Genomic DNA, 18,059 nt, shown 5'->3' with positions numbered 1-18,059 from the left:
AGGCTGGTGCGGCACCGCATTGCCGTGTGATCGGAACACGGGCGACCGACGCTCACCGCCGCCTCCCGCCCGGGCTCTGCCGCGGGACAGGGGGGTGATAGTCCGTCAAGCTCCGTTGTCAGTGCCTCCCCATAGTGTGGAGACATCACTCGGGGAGCCTTGAAGAAGGAGCAGAAACGTGTCCGCCAACAAGATCCAGCACAAGGTGAATCACGTCGCGCTGGTAGTGGACTGTTCGGGTTCCATGCATCAGCACCAGAGTCAACTCGTCCGCGTCGTGGACGAGTTCGTGGCAGGCTTGAAGGCCGAGTCGGACAGCCTCGGTCATGAGACCCGGATCAGTCTCTACTCCTTCGACCATAAGGTGGAGAACCTGGTCTGGGACATGGACGTGAAGCATCTGCCGTCCATGCGGGGGCTGTACAAGGTCAACAATGGCGCTACGGCCCTCATCGAAGCCTCTCTGAAATCCCTGGACGACCTGGGTCACATCTGGGAGGCGTACGGCGAGCACAGCTTCCTCCAGATCGTGGTGACGGACGGCGAGGAGAACGCCTCCGGCGGCGACAGGCGGCACGACGGCGACATGGCCATCCTCGGCCCCTGGCTCGACAAGATCGCGGCGAAGATGGGTGCGCTTCCGGGCCACTGGACTTCCGCGATCCTCGTTCCGAACTCCCTGGCGAAGCGAACCGCCCAGAACTACGGCTTCCCGGCCGGAAACATCGCCATCTGGGATGCGGATTCCAAGGAGGGTGTCGAGGAGGCGATCGGTACCGTGCGCGCTGCCGCCACCAGCTTCCTTCGTGGCCGCGAGCAGGGCGTGCGCGGCACGAAGAACCTGTTCGCGGTCGGCCAGGACATATCGGTCGACGACGTGCGGGCGAACCTCGAACCGATCCCGGCCGACAAGTATCGACTCCTGAAGGTCGACACGGAGGTCGAGATTCGATCCTTCGTCGATTCGCATCCGGGCGTGACGTACGAACGCGGGTCGTGCTACTACCAGCTGGGCACCCGGGTTCAGGTTCAGCCCGACAAGGAAGTCATCGTGGTCGAGAAGGACACTGACCGCGCATACACGGGCGACGCTGCACGCAGTCTTCTGTTCGGCACGGGTATCCAGGGCACCGTCTCCGTGAAGGCGGGGCGCAATCCCAAGTTGGAGGTATACGTGCAGAGCCGTTCGGTGAACAGGAAGCTCAAGCCGAAGACGCGTCTGCTCATCATGCTCTGAGATTCACGAGCAGAGCGTAGAGCAGGTGGTCCAGGACCAGTTGCGAAGGGTCGGCCAGTCGTGGACCTCGCCCGATGTAGGTCCGTGAGCACGGTCGTGCACGGCCTGGCCGCCCTCCTGGTGAAGATCAAGGCAATCGCCGCGATCACCACGAGCGGCACCAACGGAACCTGCTGCCATTGTGGCCACCCAGCTTGCAGAGGTGGCTGCGTTCACGGGTCGTGGTTCCGCTGGCTGCCGTGTACTGGCGGACGAATCTGACACTCCGGCAGCTCGCTCCGCTCTTCGGGATTTCGAAGTCCGCCGCCGGCGCATCATCGACCACCTCGTCCCGTCACTCGCCCTGCAGCCGCGCAAGCAGTTCCGCAAGAACGCCATGCTGATTGTGGACGACACGCTGTGCGCCTTGGGAGCGAGCCCCGGCACGTTGCGCCGGGGCTCACTCGGAGTGGTGTGTCAGCGGTTCATCAGTACGAACACTCCCCACCCGAGGTATTCACGCTGGTACCTGGCGTGCTGGGCGGGAGCCGCGGCGAGTTCCGCGCGCATCTCGTCGGCCAGCTCGTCGTCGGGGTTCGCGTCGAGCCAGCGGCGGATGTTGAGCCACTGCGCCGCGACGTACCGGTCCCAGCTGTCCTGGTCGGCCAGGGCCATTTCCACGACGTCGCAGCCCAGGTCGCCGAACTGCTCGAGCAGTTCCGGCAGCGGGAGAAGGTCGTCCTTGCGGGCGACGTGGCAGGCATGGACGGTCGCCTGGTCCAGGGGCTCGCGCCGCCAGTACGGTTCGCCGATCAGCATCATTCCGCCGGGTGCCAGGCTGCGCCGAAGAAGTTCGACGGTGCCCGGCACTCCGGAGCCGATCCAGGTGGCGCCCACGCATGCGGCGATGCCGACCGGATCGTCGGCGACATGGCCCGACGCGTCCGCGTGCACGAAGCCGACCCGGTCGGCCACACCCAGCTCGACGGCCCGCGCGCGGGCGGCGCCGATGAAGACGGTGCTGATGTCCACCCCGGTGCCGGTCACACCGTGGTCGCGCGCCCAGGTGCACAGCAACTCGCCCTTGCCGCAGGCGAGGTCGAGCATGCGCGTGCCCGGCGACGGGCTGATGGCCTGGCCCAGGATGGCCAGTTTCTCGCTGGTGAACGGATTGCAGACGCGATGGCTGCTCTCGCGGATGGTGAAACTACGTGGCAGATCCACTTCTGGGATTCCTTTGGTCCGAAGAGGTCAGAACGGCTGGGGAGGGCGGCCGGTGGAAGTTGGCCGCGACTGCCTGGACCGTCATCAAATGCACCTCTTCGCACGCAACGAACGCTGGGACCGGCCGAAGATACGGCCGCTGGGATCGTCATGTCGATCGAATTTCGCGTCCTGCCCGGAACGCGCGTCATGCGATGCGGGGCGGGTGCACGTTCCCGGCGCGGTGCCGACCCGGCCGACGGCGCGTAAGCACGGCTGATCGGGCCACTCCTCTTTGCGGGTCCACGCCTGGGGGCACGTCTGCGGGGTTGAAGGACAGAAGCTGTCCGCAAGGCTAAGTAGCGTAGGGCGTATGGCGACGAAGGCGACCCACCCCGTCCTGAGCAACCGCGCACTCAACCGCGCCACCCTGGAGCGACAGTTGCTGCTGCGCCGCGCTCCCCGGTCCGAGATGTCCGTCGCGGGCGCCGTCCGGCATCTGGTCGGACTCCAGGCGCAGAACGTCAAGCCGCCCTACTACGCGCTCGCCGCCCGGCTGGACGCCTTCGACCCCCGGGAACTCTCCGCGCTCATGGCCTCGCGCGAGGTCGCCCGGATGGTGACCATCCGTTCCACCCTGCACACGCACACCGCCGAGGACTGCCTCGCCCTGCGGCCCTTCGCCCAATCGGGCGGCCCCGAACGCGAGTTGAAGTTGTTCCGCAACGGGCTGCGCGGCGTCGACCTCGATCGGCTCACCGCCCTCAGCCGCGAACTCGTCGAGGAGCGCCCCCGCCCGATGAAGGAGCTCCGGGAGGCCCTGCTGAAGGAGTGGCCCGGCACCGAGCCGCTGGCACTCACCGTCGCCGCACGCTGCCTGCTGCCGCTGGTACAGGTCACCCCGCGTGGACTGTGGGGCAGCAGCGGCCAAGTCGCGCTGACCACTGCTGAGCAGTGGTTCGGGCGTCCGCTGGAGCCTTCCCCGGAGCCCGGGACGATGGTCCGGCGCTATCTCGCCGCCTTCGGGCCCGCCTCGGTGAAGGACATGCAGACGTGGTCCGGACTGACGCGGCTGCGGGAGTCTTTCGAGCGGCTGCGCCCCGAACTGGTCGCGTTCCAGGACGAGAAGGGGGTGGAGCTGTTCGACCTCCCCGACGCGCCCCGTCCCGACGGCGACGCCCCCGCCCCGCCGCGCTTTCTGCCCGAGTTCGACAATCTGCTGCTCTCGCACGCCGACCGCAGCCGGGTGGTCCCCGACGCCGTCAGGGGCCGTACGTGGAAGGGCAACCAGCCTTACCGTGTCTTCCTCTCCGACGGCTTCCTCGGCGGGCTGTGGCGGCTCGACGAGTCCAAGGACACCGCCGTCATGACCGTCCAGCCGTTCCTGGAGCTCACCCGTGCCCAGCGTGCGGCCGTGGCCGATGAGGGCGAGGCGGTGCTCGCCACGATGACCTCGGCCGCGACGCGCGACGTGCGGTTCGGGGAGTTCGCCGAATAACCGGTACCTGCCGGGAGCGGCCGAATCATGACGCGTCGCTGACCTGCGCGGGCCGCGTCTTGACGCGGTCTTGGCGACCGGGCCCGGCGACCGGCTCACCGTCGGCGACCGGCCGGACGGCGGGGGCGGCGCGCTCCCGGGCGGGTGGCGTGCTCCGGCCCGGGCGGCGCATTCCCGGGCGGGCGCGTCCCGGCCCGGGCGGCGTGCTCCCAGCCCGTGCAGCCTGTGCCGCACCGCGGGGACCACCACCGGCCGGCCAGGGCGCGGCGCGCGGATTCCCGACCCGCAGCGCGGACCGGGACGCCGCGCCGCCGCCGTCACGGCAGGAGCCCCGCCCGCCGTGCCGCCACCACCGCCTCCATGCGTGTGTGCGCGCCCAGCTTGCGCATCGCCGACCGCAGATAGCCCTTGACCGTCTCCGGCTTCAGGCCCAGCCGGTCCGCCGCCGTCGCGTTCGTCGCACCTGCGGCAAGGCACGCCAGCACATCGAGCTCCCGCGGGGCAAGCGTGACCCCGTGCGCGTGGTCGGCCGCCCCCGGGGACGCGGCGGCCGCCAGCCGCCCGCACACGGCCAGCAGCTCCGCGCGCAGCTCCTTGTCGGCGATCCGCGGCGCCAGCGCGCGCAGCTCGCCGTGCACCTCTCGGACGTCCTCCAGCGCCCCCGTGCCGCGCGTCACCGGCTCCCGCGCCACGGCCAGCAGCCGCTGCACCTCGTCCCGCACCACCAGCGTCTGCTCCACGTCCCGCGCGACCGCCAGCACCGCGTCCAGCGTGCGCTCGCCCAGCGGCACCGGCGTACGCAGCGCCCCGTACAGCAGGCCCCGCACCCGGCGCCGTACGACGACAGGCACCGCGACCACCGACCGCAGCCCCTCGGCCGCGACCGCCGCGTCGTACTCGTGGCTGATGTGCCGCGCCGACGGGTAGTCGGTCACCGCGCACGGCCTCGCCAGCGCCATCGACTTGCCGCCGAGACCGTTGCCCGCGCGGATGGCGAGACCGCGCAGCGCGCCCGTCGCAGTTCCGTTCAACTCGGCGATGCACAGCCGGCGGGCGTCGTGCAGCAGCCCGCCGAACGCGACGGGCAGCCCGGTGGTGCGCCGCAGCCGCAGCAGCGCCGCCCGCATCTCGACCGCTTCGTCGGGTCCGCTCACGCGTTGAACCTCCTGTCGGCACCCATCGGTACTCACTCGGGCGACAGAGCACCCCCGTACGGGGGTAGTGAGATGTGCGGCACCGATTACACGATGCCGATCGACGGTCCCGCAATGAGGAGGACACATGACGTCTGGCAGCGCGACCGAGAGGTTCCGGGCCGCACGGGACTTCCTGCTGCAGCACCGGGAGGACTACGCGGGCGCGTACGACGGCTTCGAGTGGCCCCGGTTCGAGCACTTCAACTGGGCGCTCGACTGGTTCGACGTCATCGCCGAACACAACGACGCACCGGCACTCCAGATCGTCGAGGAGGACGGCCCCCGCTCCCGGTTCTCCTTCGCCGAGATGTCCGCACGCTCCAACCGGGCCGCGAATTGGCTGCGCGCCCAGGGCGTGGGTGCCGGCGACCGGATCCTCGTGATGCTCGGCAATCAGGTCGAGCTGTGGGAGACCGCGCTCGCCGCGATGAAGCTGCGCGCCGTCATGATCCCGGCACCGCCGCTGCTGGGACCGGCGGACCTGCGCGACCGGATCGAGCGGGGCCGCGTGCGCCATGTGATCGTGCGCGCCGAGGATGCCGCGAAGTTCGCCGAGGTGCCGGGCGAGTACACCCGGACCGTCGTCGGCGGCGACAGGACCGAGGGGTGGCTGCCGTACGAGGAGGTGTACGCGTGCCCCGACAGCTTCGAACCCGACGGGCCCACCCGCGCCGACGACCCGCTGATGCTCTACTTCACCTCCGGCACCACCGCCAAGCCCAAACTCGTCGAGCACACTCATGTCTCCTACCCGGTCGGCCACTTGGCCACGATGTACTGGATCGGCCTGAAGCCCGGCGACGTGCATCTGAACATCTCCTCGCCGGGCTGGGCCAAGCACGCCTGGTCCAATCTCTTCGCCCCGTGGAACGCCGAGGCGTGCGTCTTCATCCACAACTACACGCGGTTCGACGCGGGTCGGCTGATGGCGGAGATGGACCGTGCGTCGGTCACCAGCTTCTGCGCCCCGCCGACCGTGTGGCGGATGCTGATCCAGGCGGACCTCGGCTCGCTCACCACGCCCCCGCGCGAGGTGGTGGCGGCCGGTGAGCCGCTCAACCCCGAGGTCATCGAGACCGTGCGCCGCGAGTGGGGCGTGACCGTCCGTGACGGATTCGGGCAGACCGAGACGGCCGTGCAGGTCTCCAACAGCCCCGGCCAGCTGCTCAAGGCGGGCTCTATGGGCCGGCCGAGCCCCGGCTACACGGTCGAGCTGCTCGATCCGGTCAGCGGGAGGCCGGGTGCCCAGGAGGGCGAGATCTCGCTGGACCTGTCCACCGCTCCGGTCGGCCTGATGACCGGCTACCACGGGGACCCGGAGCGCACTGCCGAGGCCATGGCCGGCGGCTTCTACCGCACCGGCGACATCGGGGCGCGCGACTCCGGCGGATACATCACGTACGTCGGGCGCTCCGACGACGTGTTCAAGGCGTCCGACTACAAGATCTCGCCGTTCGAGCTGGAGAGCGCTCTGCTGGAGCACGAGGCGGTCGCCGAGGCCGCAGTGGTCCCCGCGCCGGACCCGGTGCGCCTCGCCGTACCGAAGGCGTACGTCGTGCTCGCCGAGGGATGGGAGCCAGGACCCGCGACCGCGAAGCTGATCTTCGAACACTCGCGTGCCGTGCTGGCGCCGTACAAGCGCATCCGCAGGCTGGAGTTCGGCGAGCTGCCGAAGACCGTGTCGGGGAAGATCCGCCGGATCGAGCTGCGCGAGGCCACGGCCGAGGGATCGGCCGCCGAGTACGACGAGGGAGACCTGCGATGACGGAGCTGTCCTACGCGCACGGGACCGGTACGGTGCCGCTGATCGGCGACACGATCGGGCGCAGTCTGGACCGGGCGATCGCCGCGTGGCCGGAGCGTGAGGCGCTTGTCGACGTGGCGCAGGGCACCCGCTGGACGTACGCGGAGTTCGGCTCCGCCGTGGCCCAGCTGGCGCGCGGCCTGCTGGGCAGCGGGGTCGCCAAGGGCGACCGGGTCGGCATCTGGGCGGTCAACTGCGCGGAATGGGTGCTGGTGCAGTACGCCACCGCCCGTATCGGCGCGATCATGGTGAACATCAATCCGGCGTACCGGGCCCATGAGCTCGAGTACGTCCTGGGCCAGGCCGGCATCTCGGTGCTGATCGCCTCACAGACCCACAAGAGCAGCGACTACCGGGCCATGGTGGACGCGGTGCGCCCCGCCTGTCCGGGGCTGCGGGCCGTGCACTACATCGAGGACGGCTCCTGGGACGTGCTGCTGGAGGCCGCCCAGCGGGTCCCGGACGAACAACTGGCTGCCCGCGAGGCGGAGTTGTCCTGCGACGACCCGGTCAACATCCAGTACACCTCGGGCACCACCGGCTTCCCCAAGGGTGCCACGCTCTCCCACCACAACATCCTCAACAACGGCTATTTCGTGGGGGAGTTGATCGCATATTCGGAGCAGGACCGGGTCTGCATCCCGGTGCCGTTCTACCACTGTTTCGGCATGGTGATGGGCAACCTTGCCGCCACCTCGCACGGGGCCTGCATGGTCATCCCGGCTCCGTCGTTCGACGCGGCGGCGACGCTGCGCGCCGTCGAGCAGGAGCGCTGCACCTCGCTGTACGGCGTACCGACGATGTTCATCGCCGAGCTGAACCTCCCCGACTTCGCCACGTACGACCTCAGTTCGCTGCGCACCGGCATCATGGCGGGCTCGCCGTGCCCGGTGGAAGTGATGAAGCGGGTCGTCGCCGAGATGAACATGGCGGAGGTGTCGATCTGCTACGGCATGACCGAGACCTCGCCGGTCTCCACCCAGACCCGCCGCGACGACGACCTGGAGCGCCGCACCGGCACGGTCGGCCGGGTGCTGCCGCATGTCGAGGTCAAGGTGGTCGACCCGGTGACAGGCGTGACCCTGCCGCGAGGCGAGGCGGGCGAACTGTGCACGCGCGGCTACAGCGTGATGCTCGGCTACTGGGAGGAGCCGCAGAAGACCGCGGAGGCGGTGGACACGGGCCGGTGGATGCACACCGGCGATCTGGCCGTGATGCGCGAGGACGGATATGTTCAGATCGTCGGCCGGATCAAGGACATGATCATCAGAGGTGGTGAGAACGTCTACCCGCGCGAGATCGAGGAGTTCCTGTACTCCCACCCGAAGATCGCGGACGTCCAGGTGGTGGGGGTGCCCGACGAGCGGTACGGCGAGGAGATCCTGGCGTGTGTGATTCCGCGCGACCCGGCGGACCCGCCCACGCTGGAGGACATCACCGCGTACTGCCGCGAGCAGCTCGCCCACTACAAGATCCCGCGCCGGCTGGAGATCCTGGCCGGCTTCCCCATGACGGTCAGTGGCAAGGTCCGCAAGGTCGAACTGCGCAGGCAGTACGGCTGAGGGGACGGGACGCAGCTCCCCGCCGGTACGGCGCGCCTGCCCACGGTTGCGTGCGCGGCAGGATTACAGCGGGCGACCCCGTGAGCGGGCCCGTCCAGGTCCGCTCACGGGGTCGCACCGTGGCTGGGGAGGTGCCGGCCGGCCGGAGCACGCACCGTGCCCGAAGAGTCGGCATGCTCAGAACGAACTGACTCTGAGCAGACGCTCCTTGGTGCCGTCACTGTCCTGGGACGGCCAGGTCCAGTCGAGGGTGCCGGCGCCCTGCAGAGCCGCCTTGACGCTGTTGGGGGATGCGTCGGGGTTCTTCGCCAGGTACAGGGCTGCGCCGCCGGCGACGTGGGGCGAGGCCATCGAGGTGCCGGACAGGGTGGTGTAGCCACCGCCCATGGCCGTGGAGTAGACGCACACACCCGGCGCGATCAGGTCGATGTCGGCGCCGAAGTTGGAGAAGTCGGCGAACGTGTCGTCCTGGTCGCTGCGGCAGGTGGACCGGCCCAGGCCGCCCGGCTTGCCGTCGAAGTCCGCCAAGGCGCTGACGGTGATCACTTCGTCATAGGAGGCGGGTACGGTCTTCGCGGCGTCCGCGTGATCGTTGGCGGCCGCGACGGCGTAGGTGACGCCCGCTTCGACCGAGGCGCAGATCGCCTGGTGCAGGGCGTCGTCGTTGGTCTTGCCGCAGTCGCCGTCGTCCGTTCCCTCACCGCCCAGGCTCATGTTGACGACGTCGATGTCGTCGGCGTGCTCGGTGACGTGGTCGATCCCGCAGATGACGTCCGACCAGCTGCCGGTGCCGAGGGGGCCCAGCACCTGCACGGGCCAGAGGCGGACACCCGGTGCCATGCCGACCACTCCGGTGCCGTTGTCCAGTGCTCCGACCGTGCCGGCGACATGAGTGCCGTGGCCGTGCAGGTCATTGGGGGGCAGCCAGGACAGCCAGCAGTTCTTGCCACCGTCCCGGTACACGTTCAGGTCCGGGTGGTCCAGATCGATTCCGGTGTCGATCACCGCGACATCGACGTCGACCCGGGTGTCCTTGCCGTCGATGCCGGCGGTGGGGCTGAGCCCCGCGTCCGTCCGGTTCACACCGGTCGGGACCGTCTGAGCGGCTGTCCGCACGATGCGGTCGGGCTGTACCGACTGGACCCCTGGCTCATCGGCGAGAGCGGCCGCCGCACTCGCACTCATGGATGCCGCGTATCCGCGGAGGGCATGACGGTAGACGTGCTGCACCGCGGCACCCATGGAAGTCGCCTGCTCGACGGCCGCGTCCACGGCCGCCTCGGCGTCCGCGGACGCGGGGGCGTCCTTGAGGGTCACGATGTACCGGCCGGCGATCCGGTCGGAGTGTGCAGATGTCTCGGCCCCGGCAGGGGCCGGTGAGGCAGCCGCCAGAAGCAGTGCAAGAAGGGCTACGCCGAAGATCTTGGGCATCCCGGACCTTTCGTGGGGCATGGGAGAGCGGACCGGCGCGGCGTGTCCGGAGTGTCCCGAACTGTCTGATCCGCTGCTGTCGCGTCCACAGCTAGCAGGTTTGCGGCAGCGTGCCGCCCCGACATCCGATTCCCTCGACCCCTGTCAACCATGTGGCTGTGTCGGGTTCGTGCTGTGACGTTTCACCACGACGGCGCGGGGGCGGTCGGGGTCCCGAAGCCCCGGCCTGCCGTCCTCAGGCGCGTGCCTGCTGCATCGGGCTGCGCCCGGCGCACTGCCGTCATCGGCAGGCGGCCGCCAACCCGCGGGTTCCACGCACGCCTTGGTGCTCCGGTCCGCCTCTCCGAACTCGCGCCTGACCCGGCCGAGAAGGGACGGGGCCCGCGCGAGCACGGGAGTCCGCAGTTCTCTAGGCCGAGCTTGTGCCGCAGCCGGGGTGGTCGGTGCCCGTGGAACCGCTGCCCGGTGCGGTATTGAACACGGCGAAGCCGGTGTTGCGGCTGCCGTGGCCGAGCAGACCGCCTTCCCGGGCGAAGTGGGGGACGTACAGCGTCAGCGCCGAGTCCCCGTACAGGGCCACGCACGTCAGGACGCGCGACTCGGCCAGGCCGCCGCGCGGAGGCCGCTGCTCGAGCGGGTGGCGCTCCCGCAGGGACTCGAGCAGCCGGCGGGCCACTCGGGTGCGGCGGGGGATCGCCCACAGGGCGGCGGCCACGGCCAACGGCACGGTCGAAATCGCCAGCTGGAGCGGGGTGTTGGGGGCGGTCATCGGTGTGACCAGCAGTCCGGTGACGATCGTGAGCGGTACGGCGCAGAGCAGCGCGCGGGCGGCGCGCCATCGTGCGTTCGCCCGCAGCAGTCCGGCGGCGGCGCACTCGTCGCGCAGCGCGTCGAGCGCCTTCTGCACGCGGGGGACGGTGACGACGACCCGCACGCCGACGGGGCGCCGCAACGAGGTGTGCACGGCGAGCTGGAGCCGGTCGCGTACGGCGGCCTGCGTCCAGCCGTCCGTCCGGACAGTGCCGTGCCGCCCGGTGGTCACCACGCCGCGCTGATGCAGCGCGACCAGCGCCACGACGACCGCCGCCCGGCGCCCGCCGCGCAGCAGGGCCACCGACTGCGGGCCCGGCGTCCCGGCGACGGCCGGCGCACCCGGCAGCAGCAGCAACGCGGCGGCAGCCGCCAGGCACACTCCCGCGGCGCCGATGAACCACCACATGTCCAAGGGCATCGCGCCCACCTCCCCCGAGCCGCGACCGTGCTGGTGTTGTGCCCGGTCGCGGGCGGTGGTGAAGCACGAACGTCCTGGTTCAGAGCTTTATTTGAGGTTCAGCGTTCTGCTTGGGGTTCAGCCCGATTCGCGCGCCGTCCCGCCGTGTCACCCGCCGGCGGAGATCAGGTCGTCCGCGGGGCCGTTCACCGGCTGGGGGCAGCCCGTGAGGTCCAGTACGAAGAGCGGGACGCAGAGGATGTCCGCGCGGGCCCGTGCGTCGTCCGCGTAGCCCGCCAGGGAGAAGAAGACGCTCTCGGCCGACGCGCTCAGCCCGTTCAGCCACAGACACTCGATGTCGCGCAGCGTGGCGGGCCGGGTGGACGGGTCGACCTGGGCGACCAGGCCGGGGCCGTGCAGATCGATCCCCGAGAGCGGCCTGACGTCCGGCTGGACCACGTCGCGGAAGCCCAGCCACTTGAGATAGAGAGCTGCGGCGGTGACCGCGTCGCGGGTGGTGCGGATGGTGACCGGCCGGAAGGTGGGGCGCCGCGCCGCGACGGCGGTACGCGGCAGCGGTGTGTGTACGGGCCCGTCGGCCGGATCGCGCTGCCCGGAGGCTTCCGCGGGCTCCGGGCCGGATGCGGGCATCGTGCCTGACGCGATCTCCGTCATGGACGCGGGCTCCGGCGCGGACGCACGGTCCGGGTGGACGGCTATGCGCAGGACCGTCCCGCAGGGGCAGCCGAGCTCGGGCTGCGGCCACTCGTCCCGGCGGTCGCACTCGGGGCAGCGCACAGCCACCCAGTCGTCCGTCCATGTGCGGTGGGTGATCGGCTCCGGAGTGGCGGGGCGCACCAGCGGGGGCACGAGCGGGGCGCCGCAGGCGCACGGATAGACGGGCGGTGCGTACAGGTGGTCCCGGCGGCAGGCCGGACAGCGCACCGGCACGCTCTCGATCATCATTCGGCCCCCTTCCAGCCGCTTCCCCAGGGCTGTGGTCCATCGTCCACCAACTGTGCGCACTTCGCGAGGCACTTCGAGGACTCGGCCGGTTCCCCCTGCCGGCCCGGACCGGACCGGCCCGCCCGGCGCCGCCCCTGTCTTGACGTCGTCACGGGGGCGTCCTACATTGCTTCCGTATAGCAGAACTTAATTTCCGTATTATGGAAGAACTCGGAAAGCACTCGGAATCGAAGCTCTCAGGTGGCGCGACAGAGCCCGATCCGCCAGGCCGAAGCAGGAGCACCCCATGCCTCGTATGACCGCCGCCCGCGCGGCAGTTGAGATCCTCAAGCGTGAAGGCGTCACCCACGCGTTCGGTGTGCCGGGCGCGGCGATCAACCCCTTCTACAAGGCCCTCCAGGCCGGCGGCGGCATCGACCACACGCTCGCCCGTCACGTCGAGGGGGCGTCCCACATGGCCGAGGGGTACACCCGGGCCGACCCCGGCAACATCGGGGTGTGCATCGGCACCTCCGGCCCGGCGGGCACCGACATGATCACCGGCCTGTACTCGGCGATCGGTGACTCGATCCCGATCCTGTGCATCACCGGCCAGGCCCCGACACACGTGATCCACAAAGAGGACTTCCAGGCGGTCGACATCGCCTCGATCGCCAAGCCCGTCACCAAGGCGGCGACGACCGTCCTGGAGGCGGCCCAGGTGCCCGGCGTCTTCCAGCAGGCGTTCCACCTGATGCGCTCCGGCCGTCCCGGTCCGGTCCTCATCGACCTGCCGATCGACGTCCAGCTGACCGAGATCGAGTTCGACCCCGAGACGTACGAGCCGCTGCCGGTCTACAAGCCGTCCGCGACCCGGGCCCAGATCGAGAAGGCGATCTCGTTCCTGCTGGAATCCGAGCGACCGCTCATCGTCGCGGGCGGCGGCATCATCAACGCCGACGCCTCGGACCTGCTGGTCGAGTTCGCGGAGATCACCGGCACCCCCGTCGTCCCGACCCTGATGGGCTGGGGCACCATCCCGGACGACCACGAACTGAACGCCGGCATGGTCGGCCTGCAGACCTCGCACCGCTACGGCAACGCGAACTTCCTGGACTCCGACTTCGTCCTCGGCATCGGCAACCGCTGGGCCAACCGCCACACCGGCTACAAGCTGGAGGTCTACACCAAGGGCCGCACGTTCGTCCATGTCGACATCGAACCCACCCAGATCGGCAAGATCTTCGCTCCGGACTACGGCATCGCCTCCGACGCCAAGGCCGCGCTGGAGCTCTTCGTCGAGGTCGCCAAGGAACTCAAGGCGGCCGGCAGGCTGCCCGACCGCGCCACGTGGGTGGCCGCCACCAACGAGCGCAAGGCCACGCTGCAGCGCCGTACGCACTTCGACAACGTGCCGCTCAAGCCGCAGCGCGTCTACGAGGAGATGAACAAGGCCTTCGGTCCGGAGACGCGCTACGTCACCACCATCGGCCTCTCCCAGATCGCCGGCGCGCAGATGCTGCACGTCTACAGGCCGCGCCACTGGATCAACTGCGGCCAGGCCGGCCCACTCGGCTGGACCATCCCGGCCGCCCTCGGAGTCGCCACCGCCGACCCGGAGTCCCTGGTGGTCGCCCTGTCCGGCGACTACGACTTCCAGTTCATGATCGAGGAGCTGGCGGTCGGCGCGCAGCACCGGATCCCGTACGTCCACGTGCTGGTGAACAACTCGTACCTGGGCCTGATCCGCCAGGCGCAGCTCGGCCTGGACATCAACTTCCAGGTCAACCTGGAGTTCGAGAACATCAACGCCCCCGAACTCGGCGTCTACGGTGTGGACCACGTCAAGGTCGTGGAGGGCCTGGGCTGCAAGGCCATCCGGGTCACCGAGCCGGACCAGTTGCTGCCCGCCTTCGAGGAGGCGAAGAAGCTCGCGGCCGAGTACCGGGTGCCGGTCGTCGTCGAGGCGATCCTGGAGCGGGTCACCAACATCTCCATGAGCACCACGGCGGACATCAGCAACGTCGTCGAGTTCGAGGAGCTCGCCACGGAGCCCGGCCACGCGCCGACGGCGATCAAGCCGCTGAAGGTCTGATCTGCCGGGGCCGGCCACAAGCGCCGGCCCGAGGAGCCGTTCACCAAGGAGCCTTTCACGAAGGGGCCGTTCACCCGCAGAGGGGTGCGCGGCCCCTTCCGCTTGTCCTGCGTCGGCCACGGGATTCCCGGCGCACCCGAATCAGGGCAGGGCGCGGCCGCCCGGTGCTCTAGCGTGAGCCGAAAGGAGGAGGTGCCGATGGAAACGCTGGACGGACTGCCGCTGCTCGGCTTCGCCGGTCCGACGGAGCTGGAGGCCTGGCTGGAGGAGCACAACGGGACGGTGCCCGGCCTGTGGGTCGAGCTCGCGAAGAAGGGCTCCGGGGTGCCCTCGCCGACCGCCGGCGACGTCAACGACGCGGCGCTCTGCTTCGGCTGGATCACCGGCCTGCGGCGCTCGCGTGGCGAGGTGCACTACCTGCAGAAGATCACGCCCCGCCGGCCGCGGAGCACCTGGTCGCAGGTGAACGTCAAGCGGGTCGAGGAGCTGACGGCACAGGGGCGGATGCGGGAGGCGGGGCTCGCGGAGGTTGCCGCGGCCAAGGCCGACGGACGCTGGGAGGCCGCGTACGTCTCCCAGCGGGGCGCCACGGTGCCGCCGGACCTGGAAGCGGCGCTCGAGGTGAACTCGCGGGCGCGGGAGACCTTCGACGGGCTCAACAAGACGGAACGGTACCTGGTCGTCCTCGGCCTGCTGAAGGCCGGAACGGACCGTACCCGCAAGGCCCGCCTGGAACGGACGGTCGCGGCGCTGGCGGCCGGCGAAAAGGTGCGCTGAGCCCGCCGTCCGCCGGTGCAACGGACCAGGGCCCGGCCTCTGTGCGAAGGCCGGGCCCTGACCGTCGAGCACGTGGTGCGGGACCGTGTCCGGACCTCGATCCCCGAGCCGGAGGACGACGCTCAGCGAGGCGAAGGCGAAGGCGCCCTGCGAGGAAACCGGCAATCGATCTCCTCGCTCATCCCGACCAGCCGCGAACCGGCCGCCGTCGTACGCGACCGGTGCAGAGCGGAACCTGCAGCTCAGGATCACCTCAGCCACCTCAATGAACTGTGGCGCGTGCGTGGCTTGCTGCGGTGAGAGCCTCCCCACTCGACCAGGCGGTGCGGCCTCTCGTCTCTGGTAGCGGCTCAGGGGGCGGGGTGCGGGCCGGGTCAGCCGCGCAGCGCGGAGGCGAAGATGGCGGGCAGCTTGGCGATGCCGGGAGCGGCGGTGAAGCGGGTGACCCGTTCGACGGTGGTCCGGGCCGTGCGGTTGGTGACGAAGTAGGGAGGGCGGGGGGAGAGCGAGGGCGAGCCGGTGAGCAGGCCGCGCGGGGCGGGGGCGAACGGGGCGCGCAGGAATGGTCTTCTCGATGTCATCGAGCATGAAGGCGTTGTGGACGAAGCCGATGCCGCTGCCGATGTCCTGCCGGGTGTTGCCCGGGTAGGCCCCCCAGGGGGGTGTAACCGAGCAGGAAGCCCACCGCGGACCAGCAGTTGACGCCGAGGGTTCCGTAACGCAGCCCGTCCAAGGCCGCCTCCACCGCGGCGCGGTGGTCCTTCTCGGTCCTGGGGTGGACGATCAGGGTTGCGCCCAGGGTGCCCAGGAGGGTGTCGTTGGCGAAGTCGACGGCGTGGCGCAGGAACTCGGTCGGGATCTCGCCCGGGAGCCTGACCACGCCCAGTGCGCAGCAGGGAGCGGCTTGATCGCCCGTCCCTCGGGGCGCCGGCTGCGGGCGTCAGTAGCCGGTGCCGCGGTGGACCTGGGCCCGCTCGACCTCGTGGGTCGCACCCTTGCGGTCCAAGGTGTCACACGCGTCGGCGATGTCCTGGGTCAGGCGCTCGATCTGCTCGCGGCTCAGGGTCTCCTTGACCAGGGCACGCAGGATCTTCACCCGCTCGGCGTTGGGAGGGAGCGTGTACGCCGGCACCATCCAGCCGCGCTCGGCCGAGAGCTGCCAGGCGATGTCGGACTCGTCGTAGGCGTGCTTGCCGGCGAGGCGGAAAGCGACCAGCGGCAGCTGCTCGACGTCGCTGCCGATCACTTCGAAGCGGCCGCTGCTGCGCAGGTTGTCCGCCAATGCGCGGGCGTTCTGCTGCATCGTCTCCATGACGTAGGTGTAGCCCTGGCGACCGAGCCGCACGAAGTTGTAGTACTGCGCGAGCACCATCGCCGCGCCGGTCGAGAAGTTCAGCGTGAACGTCGCGTCGGTCTTGCCCAAGTAGTTCTCGTAGAACACGAGGTTCTTGGCCAGGTCGGACTCCTCGCGGAAGACCAGCCAGCCGATGCCGGGATAGACCAGGCCGTACTTGTGTCCCGAGACGTTGATCGAGCGGACCTGCTCGAGCCGGAAGTCCCATTTCGAGTCCGGGTAGAGGAAGGGCCACACGAAGCCGCCGCTGGCGCCGTCAACGTGGATCGGGATGTCGAGGTCCCGCTCTTTGCGTACGTCCCGCAGGAGCTTGTCGATCCCGACGACGTCGTCCTTGTGGCCGGTGAACGTGGTGCCGAGGACGGCGACGACGCCGATCGTGTTCTCGTCGAGGTGGGGCTCCACGTCCTCCGGGCCGATCGTGTACTTGTCCTCGGCAAGCGGCACGATCCGCGGCTCGACGTCGAAGTAGCGGCAGAACTTCTCCCACACGACGTGGACGTCGCCGCCGAAGACCAGGTTGGGCCGGTCGACCGACAGGTTGGCCGCCTGGCGGCGCTCCCGCCACTTCCACTTCAGCGACAGCGCGCCGAGCATGATCGCCTCGGACGAGCCCTGGGTCCGACATCCGGTGGTCTTGCCCGGCGCGTGGAAGAGGTCGGCGAGCATGCGCACGCAGCGCCGCTCGATCTCGGCGGAGATGGGGTACTCCGCGTGGTCGATGAAGTTGCGGTGGAGGTTCTCGGCGATGATCCGTTGCGCCTCCGGCTCCATCCAGGTGGTGACAAACGTGGCGAGGTTGCGCTGCGGGTCGCCCTCCATGACGAGGTCCTCATCCAGCAGCCTCATGGCGTCCGTCGCGGTCATGCCCTCCTCGGGGAATTTCTCCGAGGGAGCGGGCGCGGTCAGGAAACGGTTGCCGAACAGGGCCGCGGCGTCGCTCTTGGTCATGCCGGCGACTCAACCACGTCCGGAGCGGGAGCCATGCTCAGAACCTGTGGATCGGGCTTTGCATGCACGCGAACGGCGTACCTCCCGAGTGATCGACTCAAGTCACCAAGTAGGCCATCGCCGACGCGGCGAACGCCGTGCGGGCGATCCGGCGAATGTGCACCTGTTCGGCTCCCGTCGGATCGCCGCCCCCGAGACCGACCGATGGCTTCAGAAGACCCTGGCACTGCACGACCGGTATCTGGGGGCGGACGACCGGGACTTCCCGCTCGGCGGCATCCGGATGCTCGGCAAGTCGGACGCCGACCAGATCCACGGCGAGGCGCCGCGCTGGGCCGGCGCGCGGTCTCGCCCGACATGCCGTTCGAGATGCCGGCGCACCACGCCGTCGACTTCTGGCTGTGCGGGGAGGATCTCCCGCTGCCCGAGAGCCGCGTCCCGCTCGACAAGGACGACGCCATCCACCTGGCTCTCGACGAGAAGAACGACATCGCCGGCCTGAAGCGCCTCCAGCACAAGCTGCAGGGAATGCTCGGCACTTGGGCATGCACGAGCACCATCTGCTGTCGCACAGCATCTATCTGCACAAAAGCATGCCCATCGGGCCACCGCGCACCAGGCCGGCACCATCCGGTTCGGTGACGACCCGGACAGCTCCGCACTGGATGTCGACTGCAAAGCCCACGAACTCGACAACCTCTACGTCGTCGACACCAGCTTCTTCCCGAGCATCGGCGCGGTCGACCCGTCACTGACGGCCATCGCCGACGCTCTGCGGGTCGGCGACCACATCGCCGCCCGGCTGCGCTGGCGGGGT

At 69.8% G+C, this 18,059-nt stretch carries 14 protein-coding genes and 2 pseudogenes; 8 read left to right on the top strand and 8 right to left on the bottom strand.

Translation table 11 applies throughout. From position 1 onward, the window contains the following. Positions 1–178 precede the first annotated feature (178 nt). A complete protein-coding gene (locus OHS70_RS06820; RefSeq protein WP_328394695.1) occupies positions 179–1,237 on the top strand; it encodes a vWA domain-containing protein in 1,059 nt (352 codons plus the stop codon). Positions 1,238–1,467: 230 nt separating this feature from the next. After that, positions 1,468–1,637 (top strand): annotated as a pseudogene (locus tag OHS70_RS06815) (transposase family protein); the annotation flags it as partial. Positions 1,638–1,693: 56 nt separating this feature from the next. Here OHS70_RS06815 and OHS70_RS06810 read toward each other — a convergent pair. Beyond that, complete coding sequence (locus OHS70_RS06810; RefSeq protein WP_328394693.1) at positions 1,694–2,440, bottom strand: SAM-dependent methyltransferase; 747 nt, start codon at positions 2,438–2,440, stop codon at positions 1,694–1,696. A 352-nt stretch (positions 2,441–2,792) separates the two neighbouring features. Here OHS70_RS06810 and OHS70_RS06805 point away from each other — a divergent pair, with 352 nt between their 5' ends. Beyond that, on the top strand, positions 2,793–3,917 hold the full coding sequence (locus OHS70_RS06805; protein WP_328394691.1) for a winged helix DNA-binding domain-containing protein: 1,125 nt from the start codon (positions 2,793–2,795) through the stop codon (positions 3,915–3,917). A 317-nt stretch (positions 3,918–4,234) separates the two neighbouring features. Here OHS70_RS06805 and OHS70_RS06800 read toward each other — a convergent pair whose 3' ends face one another. Continuing rightward, on the bottom strand, positions 4,235–5,044 hold the full coding sequence (locus tag OHS70_RS06800) for a response regulator transcription factor (protein ID WP_443062734.1): 810 nt from the start codon (positions 5,042–5,044) through the stop codon (positions 4,235–4,237). 154 nt (positions 5,045–5,198) lie between these two features. On the opposite strand from OHS70_RS06800, the gene OHS70_RS06795 reads away from it, so the two are divergent. Both OHS70_RS06795 and OHS70_RS06790 read left to right on the top strand, forming a co-directional pair. Then, positions 5,199–6,878 (top strand): AMP-binding protein, encoded by a 1,680-nt coding sequence (locus OHS70_RS06795; protein WP_328394687.1) that lies wholly within the window; start codon positions 5,199–5,201, stop codon positions 6,876–6,878. After that, entirely contained in the window at positions 6,875–8,479 is a 1,605-nt protein-coding gene (locus tag OHS70_RS06790) for an AMP-binding protein (protein WP_328394685.1), read from the top strand. Before OHS70_RS06795 ends, OHS70_RS06790 begins: the two co-directional genes overlap by 4 nt. 177 nt (positions 8,480–8,656) lie before the next feature. On the opposite strand, the gene OHS70_RS06785 is transcribed toward OHS70_RS06790, so the two are convergent. From OHS70_RS06785 to OHS70_RS06775, 3 genes are all read right to left on the bottom strand, one after another. After that, positions 8,657–9,910: a S8 family serine peptidase gene (locus tag OHS70_RS06785; RefSeq protein WP_328394683.1), complete on the bottom strand. Its 1,254-nt coding sequence runs from the start codon at positions 9,908–9,910 to the stop codon at positions 8,657–8,659. 409 nt (positions 9,911–10,319) lie between these two features. After that, positions 10,320–11,141, bottom strand: coding sequence for a TIGR04222 domain-containing membrane protein (locus tag OHS70_RS06780; protein WP_328394681.1), 822 nt, complete (start codon positions 11,139–11,141; stop codon positions 10,320–10,322). Positions 11,142–11,288: 147 nt separating this feature from the next. Next, entirely contained in the window at positions 11,289–12,083 is a 795-nt protein-coding gene (locus OHS70_RS06775; RefSeq protein ID WP_328405466.1) for a hypothetical protein, read from the bottom strand. 289 nt (positions 12,084–12,372) lie between these two features. Here OHS70_RS06775 and gcl point away from each other — a divergent pair, with 289 nt between their 5' ends. Together gcl and OHS70_RS06765 are read left to right on the top strand one after the other, a co-directional pair. Continuing rightward, positions 12,373–14,160 (top strand): glyoxylate carboligase, encoded by a 1,788-nt coding sequence (gene gcl, locus OHS70_RS06770; protein WP_328394679.1) that lies wholly within the window; start codon positions 12,373–12,375, stop codon positions 14,158–14,160. A 198-nt stretch (positions 14,161–14,358) separates the two neighbouring features. Next, positions 14,359–14,937 carry a YdeI/OmpD-associated family protein gene (locus tag OHS70_RS06765; protein WP_328394677.1) on the top strand — a complete coding sequence of 193 codons (579 nt, stop codon included), beginning with the start codon at positions 14,359–14,361 and terminating at the stop codon, positions 14,935–14,937. Positions 14,938–15,311: 374 nt separating this feature from the next. Here OHS70_RS06765 and OHS70_RS06760 read toward each other — a convergent pair whose 3' ends face one another. Genes OHS70_RS06760 through OHS70_RS06750 form a run of 3 tightly spaced genes read right to left on the bottom strand, consistent with a single transcriptional unit; the run spans position 15,312 to position 17,242 of the window. Continuing rightward, positions 15,312–15,518 carry a hypothetical protein gene (locus OHS70_RS06760; protein WP_328394675.1) on the bottom strand — a complete coding sequence of 69 codons (207 nt, stop codon included), beginning with the start codon at positions 15,516–15,518 and terminating at the stop codon, positions 15,312–15,314. After that, entirely contained in the window at positions 15,515–15,817 is a 303-nt protein-coding gene (locus tag OHS70_RS06755; RefSeq protein ID WP_328394673.1) for a hypothetical protein, read from the bottom strand. The genes OHS70_RS06760 and OHS70_RS06755 overlap by 4 nt, the downstream gene beginning before the upstream one ends. A gap of 60 nt (positions 15,818–15,877) precedes the next feature. Further along, positions 15,878–17,242 (bottom strand): glutamate decarboxylase, encoded by a 1,365-nt coding sequence (locus OHS70_RS06750; RefSeq protein WP_328394671.1) that lies wholly within the window; start codon positions 17,240–17,242, stop codon positions 15,878–15,880. A gap of 205 nt (positions 17,243–17,447) precedes the next feature. On the opposite strand from OHS70_RS06750, the pseudogene OHS70_RS06745 reads away from it, so the two are divergent. Then, positions 17,448–18,050, top strand: a pseudogene (locus tag OHS70_RS06745) (GMC family oxidoreductase); the annotation flags it as partial. Between the last annotated feature and the right edge of the window lie 9 nt (positions 18,051–18,059).

The sequence above is a fragment of the Streptomyces sp. NBC_00390 genome (assembly GCF_036057275.1).
GTDB lineage: Bacteria > Actinomycetota > Actinomycetes > Streptomycetales > Streptomycetaceae > Streptomyces.
This window is presented reverse-complemented; position numbering and strand designations above follow the sequence as displayed.

Coding starts and splice junctions, on each gene's coding strand:
- OHS70_RS06805 (WP_328394691.1), top strand. CDS start 2,793: ATGGCGACGAAGGCGACCCACCCCGTCCTGAGCAACCGCGCACTCAAC.
- OHS70_RS06800 (WP_443062734.1), bottom strand. CDS start 5,044: ATGCGGGCGGCGCTGCTGCGGCTGCGGCGCACCACCGGGCTGCCCGTC.
- OHS70_RS06795 (WP_328394687.1), top strand. CDS start 5,199: ATGACGTCTGGCAGCGCGACCGAGAGGTTCCGGGCCGCACGGGACTTC.
- OHS70_RS06790 (WP_328394685.1), top strand. CDS start 6,875: ATGACGGAGCTGTCCTACGCGCACGGGACCGGTACGGTGCCGCTGATC.
- OHS70_RS06785 (WP_328394683.1), bottom strand. CDS start 9,910: ATGCCCAAGATCTTCGGCGTAGCCCTTCTTGCACTGCTTCTGGCGGCT.
- OHS70_RS06780 (WP_328394681.1), bottom strand. CDS start 11,141: ATGCCCTTGGACATGTGGTGGTTCATCGGCGCCGCGGGAGTGTGCCTG.
- OHS70_RS06775 (WP_328405466.1), bottom strand. CDS start 12,083: ATGATCGAGAGCGTGCCGGTGCGCTGTCCGGCCTGCCGCCGGGACCAC.
- gcl (WP_328394679.1), top strand. CDS start 12,373: ATGCCTCGTATGACCGCCGCCCGCGCGGCAGTTGAGATCCTCAAGCGT.
- OHS70_RS06765 (WP_328394677.1), top strand. CDS start 14,359: ATGGAAACGCTGGACGGACTGCCGCTGCTCGGCTTCGCCGGTCCGACG.
- OHS70_RS06760 (WP_328394675.1), bottom strand. CDS start 15,518: ATGACATCGAGAAGACCATTCCTGCGCGCCCCGTTCGCCCCCGCCCCG.
- OHS70_RS06750 (WP_328394671.1), bottom strand. CDS start 17,242: ATGACCAAGAGCGACGCCGCGGCCCTGTTCGGCAACCGTTTCCTGACC.